The organism is Luteimonas sp. 3794, assembly GCF_031456825.1.
Lineage (GTDB): Bacteria > Pseudomonadota > Gammaproteobacteria > Xanthomonadales > Xanthomonadaceae > Luteimonas.
In genome coordinates, this window is sequence record NZ_JAVDVJ010000005.1 from 24,757 (window position 1) to 44,325 (window position 19,569).

At 68.9% G+C, this 19,569-nt stretch carries 17 protein-coding genes; 6 read left to right on the forward strand and 11 right to left on the reverse strand.

The window, feature by feature from the left end:
* Entirely contained in the window at positions 1–1,815 is a 1,815-nt protein-coding gene (locus J2X52_RS09190; protein WP_310151960.1) for an EAL domain-containing protein, read from the reverse strand.
* 103 nt (positions 1,816–1,918) lie between these two features.
* Positions 1,919–2,500 (reverse strand): DUF4126 domain-containing protein, encoded by a 582-nt coding sequence (locus J2X52_RS09195; RefSeq protein WP_310151965.1) that lies wholly within the window; start codon positions 2,498–2,500, stop codon positions 1,919–1,921.
* A 100-nt stretch (positions 2,501–2,600) separates the two neighbouring features.
* Between J2X52_RS09195 and J2X52_RS09200 the strand changes: the two genes are divergently transcribed.
* Genes J2X52_RS09200 through nudC form a run of 3 tightly spaced genes read left to right on the forward strand, consistent with a single transcriptional unit; the run spans position 2,601 to position 4,660 of the window.
* Entirely contained in the window at positions 2,601–3,323 is a 723-nt protein-coding gene (locus tag J2X52_RS09200) for a DUF6776 family protein (protein ID WP_310151968.1), read from the forward strand.
* Positions 3,324–3,355: 32 nt separating this feature from the next.
* On the forward strand, positions 3,356–3,730 hold the full coding sequence (erpA, locus tag J2X52_RS09205) for an iron-sulfur cluster insertion protein ErpA (RefSeq protein WP_310151971.1): 375 nt from the start codon (positions 3,356–3,358) through the stop codon (positions 3,728–3,730).
* Positions 3,731–3,784: 54 nt separating this feature from the next.
* Entirely contained in the window at positions 3,785–4,660 is an 876-nt protein-coding gene (nudC, locus tag J2X52_RS09210) for an NAD(+) diphosphatase (RefSeq protein WP_310151974.1), read from the forward strand.
* Between the two features lie 24 nt (positions 4,661–4,684).
* Here nudC and J2X52_RS09215 read toward each other — a convergent pair whose 3' ends face one another.
* From J2X52_RS09215 to J2X52_RS09235, 5 genes are all read right to left on the reverse strand, one after another.
* The gene (locus J2X52_RS09215) at positions 4,685–4,999 is read right to left on the reverse strand and encodes a hypothetical protein (protein ID WP_310151977.1); all 315 of its coding nucleotides are present in this window, start codon (positions 4,997–4,999) and stop codon (positions 4,685–4,687) included.
* Between the two features lie 75 nt (positions 5,000–5,074).
* Positions 5,075–5,512, reverse strand: a complete 438-nt coding sequence (locus J2X52_RS09220; RefSeq protein ID WP_310151980.1) for a DUF2752 domain-containing protein — start codon at positions 5,510–5,512, stop codon at positions 5,075–5,077.
* Positions 5,512–5,892 carry a CD225/dispanin family protein gene (locus tag J2X52_RS09225; RefSeq protein WP_310151982.1) on the reverse strand — a complete coding sequence of 127 codons (381 nt, stop codon included), beginning with the start codon at positions 5,890–5,892 and terminating at the stop codon, positions 5,512–5,514. The genes J2X52_RS09220 and J2X52_RS09225 overlap by 1 nt, the downstream gene beginning before the upstream one ends.
* Positions 5,893–6,003: 111 nt before the next feature.
* Complete coding sequence (locus J2X52_RS09230; protein ID WP_310151985.1) at positions 6,004–7,953, reverse strand: MFS transporter; 1,950 nt, start codon at positions 7,951–7,953, stop codon at positions 6,004–6,006.
* A gap of 91 nt (positions 7,954–8,044) precedes the next feature.
* Complete coding sequence (locus tag J2X52_RS09235) at positions 8,045–10,183, reverse strand: alkaline phosphatase D family protein (RefSeq protein ID WP_310151987.1); 2,139 nt, start codon at positions 10,181–10,183, stop codon at positions 8,045–8,047.
* 168 nt (positions 10,184–10,351) lie between these two features.
* Here J2X52_RS09235 and J2X52_RS09240 point away from each other — a divergent pair, with 168 nt between their 5' ends.
* Positions 10,352–12,709 (forward strand): TonB-dependent receptor, encoded by a 2,358-nt coding sequence (locus J2X52_RS09240; RefSeq protein ID WP_310151990.1) that lies wholly within the window; start codon positions 10,352–10,354, stop codon positions 12,707–12,709.
* A gap of 88 nt (positions 12,710–12,797) precedes the next feature.
* Here the strand turns inward: J2X52_RS09240 and J2X52_RS09245 are convergent, their stop codons facing one another.
* Together J2X52_RS09245 and purD are read right to left on the reverse strand one after the other, a co-directional pair.
* Complete coding sequence (locus J2X52_RS09245) at positions 12,798–13,292, reverse strand: acyl-CoA thioesterase (RefSeq protein WP_310151992.1); 495 nt, start codon at positions 13,290–13,292, stop codon at positions 12,798–12,800.
* A gap of 28 nt (positions 13,293–13,320) precedes the next feature.
* Complete coding sequence (gene purD / locus J2X52_RS09250; RefSeq protein ID WP_310151995.1) at positions 13,321–14,619, reverse strand: phosphoribosylamine--glycine ligase; 1,299 nt, start codon at positions 14,617–14,619, stop codon at positions 13,321–13,323.
* Between the two features lie 153 nt (positions 14,620–14,772).
* On the opposite strand from purD, the gene J2X52_RS09255 reads away from it, so the two are divergent.
* Positions 14,773–16,248, forward strand: a complete 1,476-nt coding sequence (locus J2X52_RS09255) for an alanine/glycine:cation symporter family protein (protein ID WP_310151999.1) — start codon at positions 14,773–14,775, stop codon at positions 16,246–16,248.
* A 44-nt stretch (positions 16,249–16,292) separates the two neighbouring features.
* Here the strand turns inward: J2X52_RS09255 and J2X52_RS09260 are convergent, their stop codons facing one another.
* Positions 16,293–17,180 (reverse strand): hypothetical protein, encoded by an 888-nt coding sequence (locus J2X52_RS09260; protein ID WP_310152002.1) that lies wholly within the window; start codon positions 17,178–17,180, stop codon positions 16,293–16,295.
* Positions 17,181–17,268: 88 nt separating this feature from the next.
* Entirely contained in the window at positions 17,269–18,870 is a 1,602-nt protein-coding gene (gene purH / locus J2X52_RS09265; protein WP_310152003.1) for a bifunctional phosphoribosylaminoimidazolecarboxamide formyltransferase/IMP cyclohydrolase, read from the reverse strand.
* 77 nt (positions 18,871–18,947) lie between these two features.
* Here purH and J2X52_RS09270 point away from each other — a divergent pair, with 77 nt between their 5' ends.
* On the forward strand, positions 18,948–19,553 hold the full coding sequence (locus J2X52_RS09270) for a CDP-alcohol phosphatidyltransferase family protein (RefSeq protein ID WP_310152006.1): 606 nt from the start codon (positions 18,948–18,950) through the stop codon (positions 19,551–19,553).
* The last annotated feature ends 16 nt before the right edge of the window (positions 19,554–19,569 follow it).

Here is a 19,569-nt window from a genome sequence, read left to right on the forward strand (position 1 = left end):
CTAGAGCACGGAGTGGTGGAAGTCGAAGTCCAGCACGTTCGCCACGCGCTGGACGAGGTTGCCCTGGATGAAGTCGATGCCGCTCATCCACAGTGTTGCTGCGGCCTGGGGATCCTCGACCTGCTGGCCGATCACCTGCAGCCCGAGCCGGTGCGCGCGTTCCACCGCCGCGCGCATCTCGTCGCGGATGCGGGGTTCGTCGAGCTGGCGTGAGTAGCGCGCAGCAAGGCGGACGAAGCCCAGCGGCAGCTGCGCCAGCAGCGCGTCCGCCTCCTCGCTCGCGCTGTACTGGCCGAGGCACAGCTGCACGCCTGCAGGTCCCATACGGGCGCAGAAATCCTGCAGCGACAGGGCGTGGATCAGCGCGTCGTCCTGACGTACGTCGATGACCAGCGACGCGCCCGGTACGCCGGCGGCCTCGATCTGCTGCACCAGCCAGTCGGCATAGCCCGCCTGGATCAGGCTGCGCGAAGACTGCGACACGAACAGCCGCATGGGACTGCCGAGCCGCTGCCGCTCGACCTGTGTGGCCAGCGCCAGTTCGATGACCCGGCGATCGATCTCGAGCAGCAGGCCGGCCAGTTCCGCGGCCGGCAGCACGCGCGCGGCCGAATGCAGTTCGCCATCGCGACCGCGCAATCGCAGCAGCGTCTGGTACTGGGCTTCGTCACCACCGGCGACGGCCACGATCGGCTGGAATGCGAGCTCGATGCGCTGCTCGTCAAGGGCGTCGCGCAAATCGTCGCCCAGGCCACCCTGGGCCTCGCCCGGCGCCACGCGCGGCGCCGGCATGTGCACGGCAATGCCGACCGGCGTGCCGCGCGATTCGCGCAATGCCTGCTCGGCCGCGGCCAGGGCGCTGCCGGGCTCGTCATAGCCATTCACCAGATCCGCATAGCCGACCAGCGCGCGCAGGCGGATGGTCTGGTCGGCGAGCGGAAACGGATGACTGCCGATGCCGTCGCGCAAGCCGCGTGCCCAGGCGTCGAGGTCGATCCGTGCCACATCCGGCGCGAACACCAGGAAGGTGTTGTCGTTGAGGCGTGTCGCCGATGCGTCGCCCACCAACGTGCGCAGATGACGTCCGGCATCGGTCAGGATGGTTTCCAGGCACGCATAGCCGTAGCGGTCACGCAGTGCGGTGATGCCTTCGATCTCGACGAACCCGAGCGCGCCACGTGGTGTGGCGGGAATCGCGTCGGCCAGTTGCTGCAGCAGCTGCAGGCGGCTGTTGAGCCCGGTCACCGCGTGGCGACCAGGGTCGGGCATCTGCTGCAGCGCGCGGGCGCGGCGGATGCGGTTCTGCACCGCGGCGATCAGATGGCGCGGGCGGACCGGTTTGGTCAGGAAATCATCGGCGCCGACCTCGAGCGCTTCGAACTGCCGTTCGGGATCGGCGTCGCCGGTCAGGAACACCACCGGGATATGCGAGAACGCCGCCTGGCCACGCAGCTGCGCAGTCAATTCGGAACCGTCCATGCCCGGCATGTGCAGATCCATCAGCACCAGATCGGGCTGGAACTCGGCCAGCGCCGCCATGAACCCGGTGGCCACCGACACCACGCGCGCCTGCAGGCCGGCGCCGTTGAGCACGCTCTCGGCAAACAGGGCCTGGCTGGGATCGTCCTCGACCACCAGCACGCGGTGCGGCACTTCGATCGCATCGCCCGGCTGCGCGCCGGCGGATGGGGAGCGGGTCGCGGCAGGCTCATCGGGAGCGCCCGGCAACATGGGTTGACCGGCGTCGGCGACCCAGCGCCGCCAATAGGCGGTCGGCGGAAACTCGGCGCGTTGCTTGCTGTCGGCTTCGGACATAGGAGCGGCACTGTGACGCGATGCGGGGGCGGAGGCAACTCTACCGGCCGCGTCTGCGCCGCGGCGTCAAACGGCTGGGCGCGGGCGTCCGCACGGGCGCCGATCAGCCGCGCGCAGGCCGCGGCGCGCGGCGCGCGAGGCGTCGCCACAGCCACCACACCGCCAACGCGCCAGGCACGGCGAACGCAGCCACCAGCGCGAGCGCGAGCCACGGCGACACGAGTGCGAGCGACAGCGCGCCGAGGGTGACGACGTCCTCGGTTGTCGACGCGGCCACGTTGCTCACCGGCTCGGGCGAGGCATTGAGCAGCAAACGGCCGCCGGCCTTGAGTACATGACTGGTCAGGGCCACACCGGCGCCGGTGGCGAGCATGCCGGCGCCGAGGTCGCCATCGGGCGACAACGTCGCGGCGGCGAGAAACGCGCCGGCGGGCACGCGCGCCAGCGTCTGCAGCAGGTCCCAGCCCGAATCGACACCCGGAATCTTGTCGGCGAAAAACTCCACCAGCGCCAGCACGCCCGATACGCCCAGCACCCACGGCGAGGCGGCGGCTTCGAGCGCCGGAGGCAGATCCAGCCAGCCGCACATGCCGGCCAGGCCCACACCGAACACCGTCAGGTAAGCGCGCACGCCGGCCAGCCAGGCGAGCAGCACGCCGGCAGCGAACAGGTGGGCTTCGGACATCGCGACGCTCCGTGGCGAACGACAACGGGTACACAACGCCGGCGAGTATAGGACCGGCTTTACCTTGACGTGGCGCGACGGCGCTGGCTATACCGTGGCGATGACCGACGCCCCGCCTCCTGCCACCAAGCCCTCGACCGCCAGCCGCCGCCTGCGTGGTCCGCGCATCGTGATGACGCTCGGGGTTGTCGTGGCGCTCGCGTTGCTGTTCGGCATCTGGGGCGCGTGGCAGGCGTTCTCGCCGAGTTCGGACAATCCGCAGCGCGCGCTCGCCGCGCAACAGGCCGAACTCGAAGCCCTGCAGCAGCAGGTGTCCACGCTGACCCGCTCCGACCAGATCAGCCGCGATGCGAATCGGGAACTGCAGGGCACGCTGGCCGAACGTGACGAGGAGATCGCCGCGCTGCGGGCCGATGTCGCGTTCTACGAACGTTTCGTCGGCGCGACCGCGCAGCGCAGGGGGCTGACCGTGCACGAACTGCGCATGCAGCCGCGCACCGACCAGGGCTGGCACTACACCGCGACGCTGACCCAGAGCCTGAGCCGCGAGGAAGCCAGCGTTGGCACGATGCGCTTGTCGGTCGAAGGGACCCGCGACGGACGCCTGGAGACGCTGGACTGGGATCAGTTGCGCCAGCGCGACGATGCCGATCGCGTGGCGTACTCGTTCAAGTACTTCCAGCAGGTCGAGGGCGACATCGTGCTGCCGCCGGGCTTCCAGCCGCTGCGTGTGGTCGTCCGGCTCGAGCCGGAGCGCGGCAGCGCGGTCGAGCGTCCGTTCAGCTGGGCCGACGTGACGCCGCGTTCCGCGCCCGGCGCTTGAAGCGGGGGGTGCGCAGCCCCATCCTGTGTGCCATGAATGACGTGCTCACCATCGAAGGCCCCGGCTACCAGTCGCTCGAGCGCCCGCTCGATTTCACGCCGGCGGCGGCGGCCAAGGTGCGCGAGCTGATCGAAGGCGAGGGCAACAGTGCGCTCAACCTGCGCGTGTATATCCAGGGCGGTGGCTGCTCGGGGTTCCAGTACGGTTTCGAGTTCGACGAGCAGCGCACCGAGGACGATCTGGCCGTGGTCACCGACGATGTGACCCTGGTGGTCGACCCGCTCAGTCTGCAGTACCTCATGGGCGCCTCCGTCGATTACGTCGAAAGTCTGCACGGCGCGCAGTTCACGATCCGCAACCCGAACGCCAAGTCGACCTGCGGCTGCGGCAGCAGCTTCAACGTCTGAGCCGCGCCGCGCGCGTGTCGCCACTGCGACACCGCCCGGGGCGATAATCGACGCATGGACTTCAGCTTCGTCGACGCGCCGCTCGATCGCGCAGAACATCTCCGGACCGATTCCCGTGCGCTGGCCCGCCTGTGGCCGGAAGCGCGCGTGCTGGTGCTCGATGCGAAGGGCGACGCCCGCGTCGATGCGCACGGCATGCCGCCTGCGCTGGACGGCACCGTGGTCGGCACGCGGCCCGCATCGGCGGTGTTCCTCGGCCTGCACGATGCGCAGGGCTGGTTCGCACTCCCGGCCGTCGATGCGCCCGCCACGCTGGATGTGCACGCGACGATCGACCTGCGCGCGGCGGCCGCGCAATGGCCGGTCCGCGAGGCAACCGCCTTCGCGCAGGCGCGCGCCGTGCTGCACTGGCGCGATCGCCACCGCTTCTGCGGCGCCTGCGGTGCGCCGCTCGAATATGCGCGTGCCGGCTGGCTGGGGCGCTGCACCGGCTGCGGCATCGAGCATTACCCGCGTACCGACCCGGCAGTGATCGTCGCGGTCACCGACGGGTCGCGTCTGTTGCTGGGGCGCCAGGCGGCGTGGCCGCCGGGGCGCTATTCGACCTTGGCCGGTTTCGTCGAGCCCGGCGAGACGCTCGAGCAGACCGTCGTGCGCGAAGTGTTCGAAGAAAGCGCGGTGCGCGTGACCGGTTGTCGCTATCTCGCGTCGCAGCCGTGGCCATTCCCGGCCTCGCTGATGCTCGGCTTCATCGCCGATGCCGGTCCCGATGTGCCGCAGGTCACCGACGAGCTGGAGGACGCGCGCTGGTTCGACGTCGAGACCGTCGGCGCCGCGCTGCGCGATGCGCACCCGGAATTGAAGCTCTCGCCGAGGTCGTCAATCTCGCGCTGGCTGATCGCGCACTGGCATGCCGGCCGGACAGGCTGACATCCCGCTGCGGACCCATGCGCTTCAGGCGCGTCGGGTCTTGACCGAGTTGGACGCGATGACGGTCGAGACGATCGCTGTCACCGCCCAGCAGATCGGCCAGGTGAAGAAACCGATCACCACGAAGCACAGCAGCAGGTTGATGAAGGCGACGCACCAGTAGCCGAACATGAAGAGCAGGCCGGTTCCCACATTGCCCGCGTAGAGATGTCCGATACCGAAGGTCTGCAGGAAAATGCCAGGCAGCAGCTCTAGCACTGCGGCGGTGCCACCGGATTTGACCGGCACGTAGTGGTGGTGGACGTGTTGCACCTGCGGTGACGCGGGCTCCGAGGACATCGCGCATTCCCTTGATCGATGAGAGGCCGCAACGGCCCGCTGGGCCCGCAAGCATAGCGGGACGCTCGCGCGTGCTCAGCCGGGGGCGAGCAGGGTGAACGGAAACCACGGCAGGTTGCGCGCGACCCAGTAGACGAGCACGAGCGCGATCCAGGGTTTGGGGTCGGAGGCGGCGCGCGCGAGCCGCTGCAGCCAGTGAGGTCGCCAGCCCAGATGCCAGGCGGCGAACAGAGGTGCCAGCGCGAGCAGCGCGAACAGCAGCGGGTTCATCGAGAACGCACGCGGCAGATCGCCATGGGCCAGCGCGTGCAGGCAACGCGTCAGGCCACAGGCCGGGCAGTGCCAGCCGGTGGCGCTGTAGAACATGCACGGCGGAAACGGATTGCCGGGCGCGTTCGGATCGAAGGTGCGCAGCAGCCACGCGCCGGTCGCCGCCAGTGCCACGCCGCCGCCTGCGAGGGCGACGGTCGAGGCACGGATGCGGCGCGGCGCGTGGCTGCCGGCCAGCGACATCAGCCGCCGGCCTGCATCTGGTCGAGAATCATCTGGTACTGCGCCATGCCGCCGCCGAGGGTCAGCGAGTAGATCGTCCACAGCAGACCGACGATGCACAGGCCGGTCGTGACCCAGCACCAGACCTTGGCGGTATTCGACGCGCGCTGGGCGCCGGCCAGATCGCCCTGGCCGAGCAGCGTGTTGACCTTCGCCGAGAACACGATGGCGACGATGCCCGGAATCGTGCCGACGATGCAGCACAGGCACAGCGACAGCACGGTCACGACGATCGACCAGGCGAGATAGTTGGGCACGGTGCCAGGGGCGATCGGGGAGCCGGGCAGCGGCGCCTCCGGCGTGCCGTAGGTGCCGGGTGGCGGCGGCGGAATCGAACTCATCAAAAAACTCCTTTGTGCTGCGACGGATGGGAACTGTCGGTGACCGCCGTCCGTGGACGGGGACGCCATACTGTAGCGCCAGAGGTGGCGACTGCGGCGGCGCGGCGCGCCTCAGGCGGCGTCGCCGCGCAACATCCGGACCTGCGCTTCGAGCGTGCCGGCATCGATCGACGCGCCGTCTTCGATCCGCGGTCCGGCGACGACATCGACATGCGCGCGCGCGCGGCGGGGCACGCGCATGCGGCCCATGCGTGAATCGCGATGGCTCCACATGCTCGACCACATGCCACGCAGTGCCATCGGTACGACCGGCACGCGCTGACCGCGGGCGGCGGCGCGTTCGAGGATGCGCTCGACACCTGATTTGAACGCGGCGATCTCACCGTCGCGGGTCAATTTCCCTTCCGGGAAGATGCCCACCAGCTCGCCCTCCGCCAGCGCCGCATCCACCGCGTCGAACGCGCGCTGCATCAGCTCGGGGTCTTCTTTCGCGCCTGCGATCGGAATCGCCTTCGCATGCCGGAAGATCCAGTGCATGCCCGGCACCTTGAAGATGCGGTAGTACATGACGAAGCGCACCGGTCGCGGAATCGCCGCCGACAGGATCAGCGCGTCCATGTAGCTGACGTGGTTGCAGACGATCAGCGCGGGGCCATCGGCCGGCACCGAAGATTCGATATCGCGCAGGCGCAACCGGTACAGCACGCGCACCAGCAGCATGCTGACGAAGCGCATCAGGAACTCGGGCACGATCGTGAAGATCCACAACGCGACGAGGCCGTTGGCGATCGCCAGCGCCAGGAACACTTGCGGAATGCTCAGGCCCGGCAACGGAATCCGCACGCCGCCAATATTGAAACCGTCCATCTGCAACAGCACGCCCAGGATCGCGGCGGTCACGATGAAGAGCGAGTTCTGGATGTTGAGCCCGGCGATCACGCGCGAGAGCTCCGACTTCGGCGTGCGGCTCTGGATCAGTGCGAACAACGGCACGACGAAGAAGCCGGTGAACATGCCGATGCCGGTCAGATCGATGACGATGCGCCAACCGGCCCAGTCGCCGAGGAACTGGGCGATCGTCAGGCCGGTTGACGGCGGCGCGCCGGGCCGCGCGAAATACAGGTCCAGCAGGAAGGCGGTGATGCCGAATGCGCCGACCGGCACCAGGCCGATCTCGACCGAGCGGCCCGACAGCTTTTCGCACAGCAGCGATCCGACGCCGACGCCGACCGAGAACAGTGCCAACGCGAAGATGTACAACGCGGTGTCGTTGGCCACGCCGCCCAGATGCAGCTCGGCATAGGTCGGCAACTGCGCGGTCAGCACCGTGCCGACGAACCAGAACCACGACACGCCGAGGATCGCGTTGCGCACCGCGAGCTGGCGCTTGGCCAGACGCATGATCGCGCGTGATTCGGGAATCGGATTCCAGTTGACCTTGAGTTCGGGTGCGCCGGCGTCGACCTTCGGGATCAGCCGCGCGACCAGGTTGCCCGCCACTGCCAGCGCGACCACCGACAGCGCCGCCGCCTCGGGACCAAAGCTGCCGGCGATCTTGAACACCAGGCCGCCGTAGATCATGCCGGCGAGGATCGCGATCGACGTGCCCATCTCGACCAGGCCGTTGCCGCCGGTGAGCTCCTCGGGGCGCAGCACCGATGGCAGGATCGAATACTTCACCGGACCGAACAGCGTGGACTGCGTGCCGGTCAAAAACAGCGCGACCAGCAGCACCGGCATGCTCTCGAGCAGAAAGCCCGCGGCCGCGATCGACATGATCGCGATCTCCATCGCCGTCGTGATGACGATGAGCTTCTGCTTCTCCACTTTTTCGGCGATCTGCCCGGCGATCGCCGAGAACAGGAAGTAGGGCAGGATGAAGAGCGCCGGCGCGAGGTTGGTGTAGAGCGTGCGCTCGGACATGCCGATGCCGAGGAAGAACAGCAGCGCGATGATCGACTGGCGGTAGACGTTGTCGTTGAACGCGCCCAGGGCCTGGACGGTGAAATAGGGCAGGAAACGGCGCTGCTTCAGCAGTGCGAACTGGGATTGGCCGGACATGCGGGCTCCTGTGCGATTGCGCGGAGCCTAGCAGGCCGCAACCGATGCACAAGGCCGGCGTGATGTGCACCGGCCGCCGGAATGCGCCTGGCTAATCGGCCGAGCCGCTTGTCCGCCGCAGGCGCATGTCGTCGCGCGAGAATGCGAAGCGGTGATGTTCGGCCTGCGCGTCGATCAGGCCAGGCGCGTCGTAGTGCCGGCTGCGGCTGGTCGCCTCGGGCAGTTCGATGAATCCGGCTTCGACCGCATCGCCGGCGATGCGCACCAGGCCCACGCCATGGCGCCGCGTACGCGCGTGCTGGATGCCCGGATTGCCGTGCCGGACCACCGCGTCGAGTGCTGCCGCCAGCCGTCGCGTAGCGTCGGCCTGCGGGCTGTCGCCGGACGCGCTGCGCTCGATGATGCTGGCCAGCGTCTCCGACGACACCGCCGGCGCGGTGAATTCCACGGTCGCCGCGCTGTGCTGTGTGGCGAAGCTGGCGTGGATGTCGCCCGACAGCAGGATGGTGCCGCCGGCCGGATCGAAGACCTCCTCGAACAGGCGTCGGCGCTCGACCGGAAAGCCGTCCCAATGATCGAGGTTGAGATAGAAGCGTCGGCGCATCGGCGCCGGCGCGTCGAGGGCCGGATTCGACAGGTCCAGCACCAGCGAAGTGAACGACACCGAGCTGGCCACGACCTTGAAGCGCGCATCGCTGTCGCGCATCCGCGTCGCCAGCCAGTCGCGCTGCGCAGGCCCGTAGGGCGAGGCCGCGCCGTCGAGCGCGTGCAGCGCGGCGAACAGGTCAAAGGCATCCTGCACGACCACGTAGCGCGCGCCCAGATCGCTGAAGGCGCCGGTCTTTCCCATCGCCAGCCACGGCAGCCCGCGCGGCAGGCCGGCCGCGTCCGGCAGCGTCAGGCGCGCTTCGGGCGGTGCAGCCGCGTTCCAGCCTTCGAGGAGCGGCGCCAGCGCCGGCAAGGCGATGCCGCCCGCCAGCGCGGCATCGGCGTAGCGCTGCGCCGCGTCGTCGGCAAGTCCGGCCGAGCGCGCGGTGTGCAGCAGGCCGGCATGCGCCGCGGCGCGCAGCGGTGCGCGCTCCGGCGTGTCGAGTGGCACGTAGGGCACCAGCGTCGCCAGCACCTGCTCGGGGTCGAGGCCGAGGCGCGGCAGGCGCGCACGCAATGCCGGCTCGTCGAACGCCAGCGCGCCGGGGAAGGCGTCTTCGGGAATCGGATGATCCGGACGCGTGCTGCGGTAGTCGGTGACCAGCAGATCCAGTGCGCGGCCGAAGCGCAGGCCGCGCCAGATCTGCAGGTTCGGAAACAACCGCTCGCGGGTGACCGGCAGCTGCGCGCCGTCGGCGAGCTCCAGATCCACCGGCAGGTATTCGAAGTAGGCCTGCTCGGCATTGCGCCGGCGCTCGAGATCGCGTTCGTCGCGGGCGCCGTCGTGATAGGTGCCCACGTCCTGCCAGCAGTCGTCAGAGAATTCGTGGTCGTCCCAGATCGCGACCAGCGGCGCGCGTTCCAGCAGGGCCTGCAGCACGGGATCGTCGCGGAACGTCCGGTGCAGCTGGCGGTAGTTGTGCAGGCTGCGCGCGGCGAAATATGCGCGCCCGCCACGCTCGAGCCGGATCGCGCCGTCGACATCATCGAAGGTGATCGCGCGCGTGTCGTCCTGCTGCTGGAACTGCGGATCGCCGGCGGTCTCGTAGATGAAATCGCCGAGATGCAGCACGAAGTCGAGCTCCTCGTCGAGCAGCGGCAGCAGGCTGTTGTACCAGCGGCCACCGTAGTCCTGGCAGCTCATGAAGGCGAAGCGCAGCGGTACGTCGGCATCCGGCGCGGGCGCGGTGCGCGTGCGGCCATGCGGCGAGGTGCGCGGTGCGGTGCCGTCGTCCTCGACGACGAAGCGGTAGTGATATGTGGTCGCGGGCGTCAGACCTTCGACCCGGACCTTGATGCAGCCGTCGCTGTCCGTCGGCGCCTGGAGCACGCGGTCCACGCGCAGGCGCTCGAATGCGGCGTCCTCGGCGACCTGCACGCGGAGCCCCGTCACTGGCGAGGCGACGCGGGTCCACAACAGCACGCGGTCCGGGCGCGGATCGCCGGAGGCCACCGACTGGGGGAACAACGTGCGCGAGACGTTCCCCGGTACGTCGCGCGTGGCGCCGAGTGCAGGCAGTGCGGTGCTCGACGCGATGACGACAAGCGCGGACAGGAAGCGGCGGCGTGTGGGCGAATGCATGGGGAATTGGGCAGCGGACGAAGCGGGCATCCTGCGACGCGCGCATGACGCTTCGATTGCGCGACCTGTCACTGTGTCCGTCATGCGGGTGTCATCGCCGGATCAAGCTGCCGCAATACGGACCGTCGATCGTGGTCGTTTGCTGTTCACCACCGGGGAATCGACGTCATGCCTGTCCGTGTCCATCCACTCGTGCCACCGTTGCTCGCCGGCCTTGCATTGCTCGCCGCCACGCCGGCGATCGCGCAGTCCACGTCTTCGGCGCTGCAGGAGCTGGACAAGATCGTCGTCACCGCGCAGAAGCGCGAGCAGCAGGTGCAGGACGTGCCGATCGCGATCACAGCCTATTCGGGCGAGTTTCTCGATGCGCTCGGCATCGACGGCTTCGAGCAGTTGGGCAATTACGTGCCCGGCCTGCAGACCCAGGTGCAGAGCCCCAACAATCCGGGCTTCGTGATCCGCGGCATCACCTCCGACAGCGGCGACGCCACCAGCGAACCGCGCGTCTCTGTGTTCCAGGACGGCGTGTCGATCAGCCGCTCACGCGGCTCGGTGGTCGAACTGTTCGACATGGAGCGCGTCGAGGTATTGCGCGGCCCGCAGGGCACGCTGTTCGGACGCGGCGCGCAGATCGGCGCGGTGCACCTGATCCAGAACAAGGCGCGCGACACTTTCGGCGGCGCGTTCCGCGCGGGCTTCGGCAACTTCGGCGAGACTTACTTCACCGGCCACCTCAACACGCCGCTGGTGGACGACGCGCTGTACGGACGCATCGCCGTCTTCCACCAGCAGCGTGACGGCACGATCGACAATCTCGCGGGTGGCGATCTCAACGGCCGGGACACCCAGGCGATTCGCGGCGCGCTGCGCTGGGATCTCGGTGACACCGGCACGCTGGATCTGATCCTCAACCACCAGCGCGACACGCCGCCGGGCACCGCGTTCCGCAGCGGCAGCATTCCGACACGCGAGGGCCGCATCGCATTCTGGGACAGCGCCGCCGACCTCAACCGCGGCGAGGCGCTGGGCCTGGATCGCACCGTCGACAGCGCGACGCTACTCGGGGAGTTCCGCCTCAGCGACGACTGGACGCTGTCGTCGATCACCGGCTGGCGCCGCTTCGACTCTACCGAGCAGTTCGACGGTGACGGCTCGCAGGTCGACCTGCTGGAATTCGCCGAAATCGCTGAAGGCCGCCAGTTCAGCCAGGAGATCCGCTTCAACTACGATGCAGGCGGTGCCTTCCGCGGCTTCGCGGGTGTCAGCGCGTTCGACGAATCCGGCTCGCAGCGCGTGCCCTTCAGCACCGACGAGCGCAGTCTGTACGCGCTGCTGTCGCCGACACTGACCGCGGCTGCCGGCGGGCTGCTGCCGGTGGTGCCACTGCTCAACCCCGACGGCACGCCGAACACCAGCCTGTCGGTCATCAACGTGCATCCGGCGTTGCAGCAGATGCTGGGCCTGCCGCCGCTGCTGCCGCTGAAGGCGAGGCACACCGAGGAATACGCGAACTTCGGCGACGTGCGCGCGCTGGAAGCGTTCGCCGACGGCACCTGGTCGATGACCGATCGTTTCGACCTGACCCTGGGCCTGCGCTACACCCGCGAGGAGATCACGTCGGGCTATGAGGCGCTGTACTACGGCACGCCCAGCGTGCTCGGCCTGTTCTTGCCGTCGTTCCCTGACAACGTGGCGTTCCCCAACGCGCTGTCCGCGCCCACGGCCGGGCGCCTGCAGGCATCGGATACGTTCTCGTCGGCGGTCGGGCGCGCTGTGGCGGCCTATCGGTTCGCGGACGATCTCAACGGCTATGCAAGCGTGTCGCGCGGCCGGCGTCCGGATCTGCTGCAGTTCAACGACGGGGCGATCGAACAGGTCGACGCCGAAATCGTGGGGAACTACGAAGTCGGCCTCAAGGGCGCGGCCAGCGACGGCCGCTTCGTCTACGACCTGGCCGCGTTCTACTACGACTACAGCAACTTCCAGGCGCAGGTGGAGAATCCGTCAGGAACGCCGTTCTTCATCACCGCCAATGGTGGCAATGCGCGCGCGGTCGGCTTCGAGGCGGCGCTGACCAACCGCTTCACCGATCGCCTCAGCGGCTTTCTCAACTACGGCTGGATCGACGCGAAGTTCAACGCGCTCGACGACGACGACAATCCGCAGTCACTGGCCGGCAACCGCTTCCGCCTGACCCCGGAGCACACGGTCGCGCTGGGCCTCGATTGGCAACTTCCGTTCGGTGCCGGCCACGCGTTCTATGTGCGGCCCAACTACAGCTGGCGCGCGAAGGTCTTCTTCGAGGACGACAATAGCCCGGCGATTTCGCAGGACGCGTTCGGGCTGCTGAACCTCAACGCCGGCGTGCGCCTGGCCGGTGGCTGGGACCTGCAGGCCTACGTGCAGAACCTCACGGATGAGACCTACCTCGTCGATGCCGGCAATACCGGCGCGCTGTTCGGCACGCCGACCTTCGTGCCCGGCAGCCCGCGGCTGTACGGGGTCCGCGTCGGCTACACGTTCTGAGGCGGGGCGGGACCTGCCGGCAGTTGCGCCTGCGATCGGGCGCCACGCCGGCAGGTCTGCATCGTCCAGTCCGGGCGCTGGGCCGCGCTCAGCCGGCGGACGCGGGGTCTTCGCGAACCGCGCGGTATCGCTGTTCGAGTTCCTGGCGGATCTCGCGCCGCTGCCGGCCCTGCTCGAAGCGGCGGCGTTCCTCGGCACTGGCCGGCTCGAGCGCCGGCACCGGCGTCGAGCGGCCGTCCTCGTCCATCGCCACCATCGTGAAGAAGCAGCTGTTGGTGTGGCGCACCGCGCGGTTGCGGATGTCCTCGGTGATGACCTTGATGCCGACTTCCATCGACGTGCGCCCGGTGTAATTCACCGACGCGAGGAAGGTCACCAGCTCGCCGACGTGGATCGGCTCGCGGAAGGTCACCTGGTCCACCGACAGCGTGACCACGTAACGGCCGGCATAGCGGCTGGCGCAGGCGTAGGCCACTTCGTCGAGATACTTCAGCAGCGTGCCACCGTGCACGTTGCCGGAGAAGTTCGCCATGTCCGGTGTCATCAGCACGGTCATGCTGAGCTGGGCATTGCCTGGGATCACGATCTAAGCCTCGGCGTTGGGGAAGGCATCAGGCGTTGCCGCGTTCGCGTTCGATCGCGCGCCAGCCGATGTCGTGGCGGTGGAACTCGCCCGGCCACGAGATGCCGGCGAGCTCGCCGTAGGCGCGTGTCTGCGCATGGGCGACGGTCTCGCCCAGCGCAGCCACGCAGAGTACGCGGCCGCCGGCGGTGACGGCCTGGCCGTGCGCGTCGAGCTTCGTGCCCGCATGGAACACCTTGGTGTCCTCCAGCGAGGGGGTGTCCCAGGTGTTGATGACGTCGCCGGTGCGCGGCGTGCCCGGATAGTGCTCGGCGGCCATGACGACGCCGAGCGAGGGGCGGGGATCCCACTGCGCCTCCACGCCATCGAGCGTGCCGTCGATCGCGGCTTCGACCAGATCCAGCAGATCGGACTGCAGGCGCAGCATCACCGGCTGGGTTTCCGGATCGCCGAAGCGCACGTTGAATTCGATGACCTTCGGCGCGCCCTGCGGGTCGATCATCAACCCGGCATAGAGGAAGCCGGTGAACGGCACGCCGTCGGCGATCATGCCGCGCACGGTCGGCTCGACGACCTCGCGCATGACCCGCGCGTGCACCTCGGGCGTGACCACCGGCGCCGGCGAATACGCACCCATGCCGCCGGTGTTGGGGCCGGTGTCGCCATCGCCGACGCGCTTGTGGTCCTGGCTGGTCGCCATCGGCAGTGCGGTCTTGCCGTCGACGATCGAGATGAAGCTCGCCTCCTCGCCGTCGAGGAATTCTTCGATCACCACGCGCGCACCGGCCGCGCCGAAGGCGTTGCCCGACAGCATGTCTGTGATCGCGGCTTCCGCCTCTTCCAGCGACATCGCGACGATCACGCCCTTGCCTGCAGCAAGGCCATCGGCCTTGATGACGATGGGCGCGCCGTGCTGACGCACGTACTCGATCGCGGTGTCGGCATCGGTGAATACCGAATAGCCCGCGGTGGGAATCGCGTGCCGCGCGAGAAAATCCTTGGCGAAGGCCTTGCTGCCTTCGAGCTGCGCGGCGGCCGCGGTGGGTCCGAAGATGCGCAGGCCTGCCTCACGGAAGCGATCGACGACACCAGCGACCAGAGGCGCCTCGGGGCCGACGACGGTCACGTCGACATTTTCGGATTTCGCCAGCGCCAGCAGCGCATCGAGATCGGTTGCCGCGACGTCCACGTTGCGGCAGCCCGCCTCGCGCGCGGTGCCTGCATTGCCCGGCGCGACCAGCACCTCGCCGACCCGCGGTGATTGCGCGAGCTTCCACGCCAGCGCGTGTTCGCGACCGCCGGAACCGATGACGAGGACCTTCTTCATGCGCAGCAGACCGGATGCAAAGGGGAGACCAGTTTACGGCGTCGCAGCGCCCCTCGCTGCGCGCGGGCCGTGGCCGCGCGGCACTGTCGACCGGGCGTCGCGGACCCGGATGCTAGGCTCGATCGCTTCGCCGCACTGGAACCCCCACCGCCGATGGATCTGGTCCAGCTGATCGAAAACGTGCTGTCACCCATCGTCGGCGGCATCAACGGCGTGTTGTGGAATTACCTGCTGGTCGGCGTGCTGCCGCTGGTCGGCATCTGGTTCAGCGTGCGGCTGGGCTTCATCCAGTTCCGCCGGTTTCCGAAGATGATCTCCGGCCTCGTGCGCGGCACCGGCGACGACAACGCGGGCATCTCGCCGCTGCAGTCGCTGTGCACGAGCCTGGCCTCGCGCGTGGGCACCGGCAATCTCGTCGGTGTGGCGATTGCGCTGACGGTCGGCGGCCCCGGTGCGATCTTCTGGATGTGGCTGGTCGCCTGTTTCGGCATGGCGACGGCCTACGTCGAAAGCGCGCTGGCGCAGTTGTACAAGCGCCGCGACGCCGAGGGCCAGTACCGGGGCGGCCCCGCGTTGTACATGGCCCACGGCCTGCGCAAGCCCTGGCTGGGCGCGATCTTCTCGGTGTGCCTGATCCTCGCGTTCGGGCTGGTGTTCAGCGCGGTGCAGGCCAATTCGATTTCCGAGGCGGCGCGCGGCGCCTGGGGCATCGAGCCGGTGTGGACTGCCGCCATCTTGGTCGCTCTCGCAGCGCCGGTGATTTTCGGCGGGCTGCGACGGGTGGCGAAGCTGTCGGAGGTGATCGTCCCGGCAATGGCGCTGGCGTACCTGGCGCTGGCGGGCTGGGTGATCATCAGCAACCTCACCGATGTGCCGGCGATGCTGGCGCTGATCGTGCGCAGTGCGTTCGGCCTCGACCAGGCCGCAGGCGGCGTGCTGGGCGGCCTTGCGGTCGCGCTGCTCAATGGCGTCAAGCGTGGTCTGTTTTCCAACGAGGCCGGCATGGGCAGCGCGCCGAATATCGCGGCCTCGGCCACGCCGGCGCCGCACCATCCGGCCAGTCAGGGTCTGGTGCAGGCGTTCGGCGTGTTCGTCGACACGCTGGTGATCTGCACGGCGACGGCGCTGATGATCCTGCTCTCGGGCGCGCTCGACACCGCCGGCGGTGACGGCGTGGTGCTCACGCAGCAGGCCATGGCGATTCACTTCGGCGGCTGGGGCCCGGTGTTCATCGCCGTGGCGCTGTCGTTCTTCGCGCTCACGTCGATCCTGGGCAATTACGCCTATGCCGAAAGCGCGGTCGTCTTCCTGCGCGGCGGGCGCACCGGCATCCTGTTGCTGCGCCTGGGCTGTCTGTCGATGGTGGCCTGGGGCGCGTTCGCCAAGCTCGATCTCGTCTGGGACACCGCCGATGCGGCGATGGGGCTGATGGCGATGGTGAACCTGATCGCGGTGATGCTGCTGTCAGGCGTGGCGATCAGGCTGACCCGCGATTACGACCGCAAGATTCGCGCGGGCGAGAGCTCACCGCGTCTGGACGCGGCGGATTTCCCCGAGCTCGGTGACACGATCGACCGCAGCATCTGGACCGCGCAGAAGACGGTGGCGCCGGTCCCCGAGCGCCGCTGAGGTTAGCGCAACGCCGACGCGGCAGCGCATGCGTCAGGATGGCTTCAATCGCATCCGTCGCGCTGCAGCTCGGCGGGCACGGCCCACGCGCCGGTCGTCGGATCGAACGGCACCAGATGTGTGCGGTCAATGCGCCGCCCGCAGGCCTCGCCACGTTCGCGCACGCGCAGCGGCCACGCGACTGCAGTGGCGTCGCGATCGTCGATCGCCAGATCGAACATCAGATCGAAGGCCGCATCCGGCGTGCAGTCGTCGCGCTCGCCGCACCCAGCCATCGCACCGAGATTGTCGAGACTGCTGCGCAGCGTCGCCGCCACTGCGAAGCCGCCCGCGTGCGGCAGCACGAGATGGCTGGTGCCGATCGTGATGCCCTGGCCGGTGAATCCATCGTCCACCACGAAGCCATGCAGACGCGGGCCGAACCTGCGCACGGCGAGCTCGGCGACATCGCCGTTGTCGCCGAAGCCGTCCATGTGCTGGCGCGCAGTAGCGGTGACGCCGTCCGTGCCCAGCTGCAGCAGGAAGACATCGATGCGCGCGGTGGTCGCATGGCCGGCGCCGTCAGGCACGCCGCACACGGCGACGAGCTCCGCCGGTACCTCCGGCGTGCCGATCGCCTCGCGTGCGCAGACCTCGCGGGAGGCCGCGTCGCGGCCGAGGCCATCGGCCGCGGGCGTGCCGGGCCAGTCGCCCTGCAACTGGGCGAGTTCGCCGTACTGGCTGACGAGATAGGCGCGGACCGCGCCGCCATCGAGGCCGGTGACCGGCGCGGCGGCTGCCTGCGGTGGTTCGCTGGGCGTTGCGGCTACGTCGGGCGGCAATGTCGGTGTCGCGCTCACCGCCCCGGGCTTGGGCGATTCACTGCAGGCGGCCAGCACCAGCAGGCAGGCGGCGCAAGCAAGGCGCGCGAAGCTGAGACGGGGCCACGACATCGGCGCATCCTGCGAAAACGATGCGCCGGACGCTAGCAGCGGGGTCGGCGAGATCCAGTGACGCCGACATGCCGGCGCGGTGCACCTGTCAGTGGCGGAAATGGCGCACGCCGGTGAACACCATCGCGATGTCGTGTGCGTCGGCAGCGGCGATCACCTCGGCATCGCGCATCGAGCCGCCCGGCTGGATCACCGCCTGGATGCCGGCTTCGGCGGCTGCATCAATGCCGTCGCGGAACGGGAAAAACGCATCCGACGCCATCACCGAACCCGGCACCACCAGCCCGGCATCGCCGGCCTTGATGCCGGCGATGCGCGCCGAGTACACCCGGCTCATCTGGCCTGCGCCGACACCGATCGTGCGCTGGTCCTTCGCATAGACGATGGCATTGGACTTCACGAACTTGGCGACCTTCCACGCGAACAGCAGATCATCGAGCTGGGCGTCGGTCGGCGCGCGCCGGGTGACGACCTGGAGCTGGTCACGGGCGACCACGTGGTTGTCGGCGTCCTGCATCAGCAGGCCCGAGCCCACACGCTTGACGTCGACGGTGTTGCGGCCGTCGCCGTGCGGAATGCGCAGCACGCGCACGTTGGCTTTCTTCTTCGCGTAGTCCAGCGCTTCGGGCGCGAAGTCCGGCGCAATGAGGACCTCCACGAACTGGCGGTCGAGAATCACCTTCGCCGTCGCGGCGTCCAGCGTGCGGTTGAACGCGATGATGCCGCCGAATGCAGACGTCGGATCGGTCGCGTAGGCGAGTTCGTACGCATCGCCGCAGGCCACGCCCATGGCGACGCCGCAGGGGTTGGCGTGCTTGACGATCACGCAGGCCGGTGCATCGAACTGGCGCACGCATTCCCACGCTGCATCGGCGTCGGCAATGTTGTTGTACGACAGTTCCTTGCCCTGCAACTGGGTGAACGTGGCCAGCGTGCCGGCCACTGGATACAGGTCGCGGTAGAACGCCGCGCGCTGGTGCGGATTCTCGCCGTAGCGCAGGTCGGCGACCTTGACGAAGTTGCCGTTGCTCTGGCCCGGGAACGGGCCGCGACAGACCGCGCCTGCATCGGACACCTCGGCGATCGACGACAGCACGTCACTGATGCGCGCGTCGTACTGCGCCACGCGATTGAACGCGGCGATCGACAGGGCGAAGCGGGTGCTGCCGGTGAGCGCACCGTCGTTCGCCTCGAGCTCGGCCAGCAACGCGTCGTACTGCGACGGATCGGTCGCCACCGCGACGTGCGCAAAGTTTTTCGCCGCCGCGCGCAGCATCGCCGGGCCGCCGATGTCGATGTTCTCGATGATGTCGTCGAACTTCGCATCCGGCGCGTAGGCCACGCGCTCGAAGGGATAGAGGTTGAGCACCAGCAGGTCGATCGCGTCGATGCCGTGTTCGGCCATCACCGCATCGTCGGTCCCGCGGCGCCCGAGCAGGCCACCATGCACCTTCGGGTGCAGGGTCTTGACCCGGCCGTCCATGATTTCCGGGAATCCGGTCACGTCGCTGACGTCGCGTACCGGCAGGCCGGCCTCGCGCAGGGCCTTCGCGGTGCCCCCGGTCGACAGCAGTTCGACGTTGCGTGCTGCAAGCGCGCGGGCGAGATCGAGCAGGCCGGTCTTGTCGGACACCGACAGCAGCGCGCGGCGGATCGGAGTGGTCGCGCCGTGGGTGGGATTGGAAGGCATGGGCATGGCGGGGAAGCGGGGCGGGCGGATATTGTAGGGCGGCCGCTCCGCCGCGGTGCCCCGGGGGGATGCGCGCCGTGTCGATCTATGCCTTGAAAGGACGCTTCCAGGCGCTGTTGCGTCCCTTGGTCCGCGCGCTGCACGGCGCGGGCGCGACCGCGAACCAGGTGACCGTGATCGCCGCGCTGATTTCCCTGCTGGTCGCCGCCATCGTCTACGTGCGTGCGCCGGGGCTGCCGTTGCTCTACCTGTTGTTGCCGGTCTGGATGCTGGTACGCATGGGTCTCAACGCGATCGACGGCATGCTGGCGCGCGAATTCAAGCAGCAGTCGCGCCTGGGGGCCTACCTCAACGAACTGTGCGACGTGGTCGCCGACGCGGCCCTGTACCTGGCGCTGCTCTCCGTGCCGGGCGTGTCGGCCTGGCTGGTCTGGCTGATGGTCTGGCTGGCCGCGCTGACCGAGTACGCCGGGGTGCTCGGCCTGATGGTCGGCGCCTCGCGTCGCTACGACGGGCCGATGGGCAAGAGCGATCGCGCGTTCGTGGTTGGCGTGGTCGGCCTGCTGCTCGCCTTCGGCTGGCTGCCGGCGCCTTGGCTGTCGCTGCTGTTTGCCTTGACGGCGTTGGCCTGTGCACTGACAGTCCTGCGCAGGGTACGCGCCGGGCTCGCCGAAGCGCGCTGAAAGCGCCACACAGGGA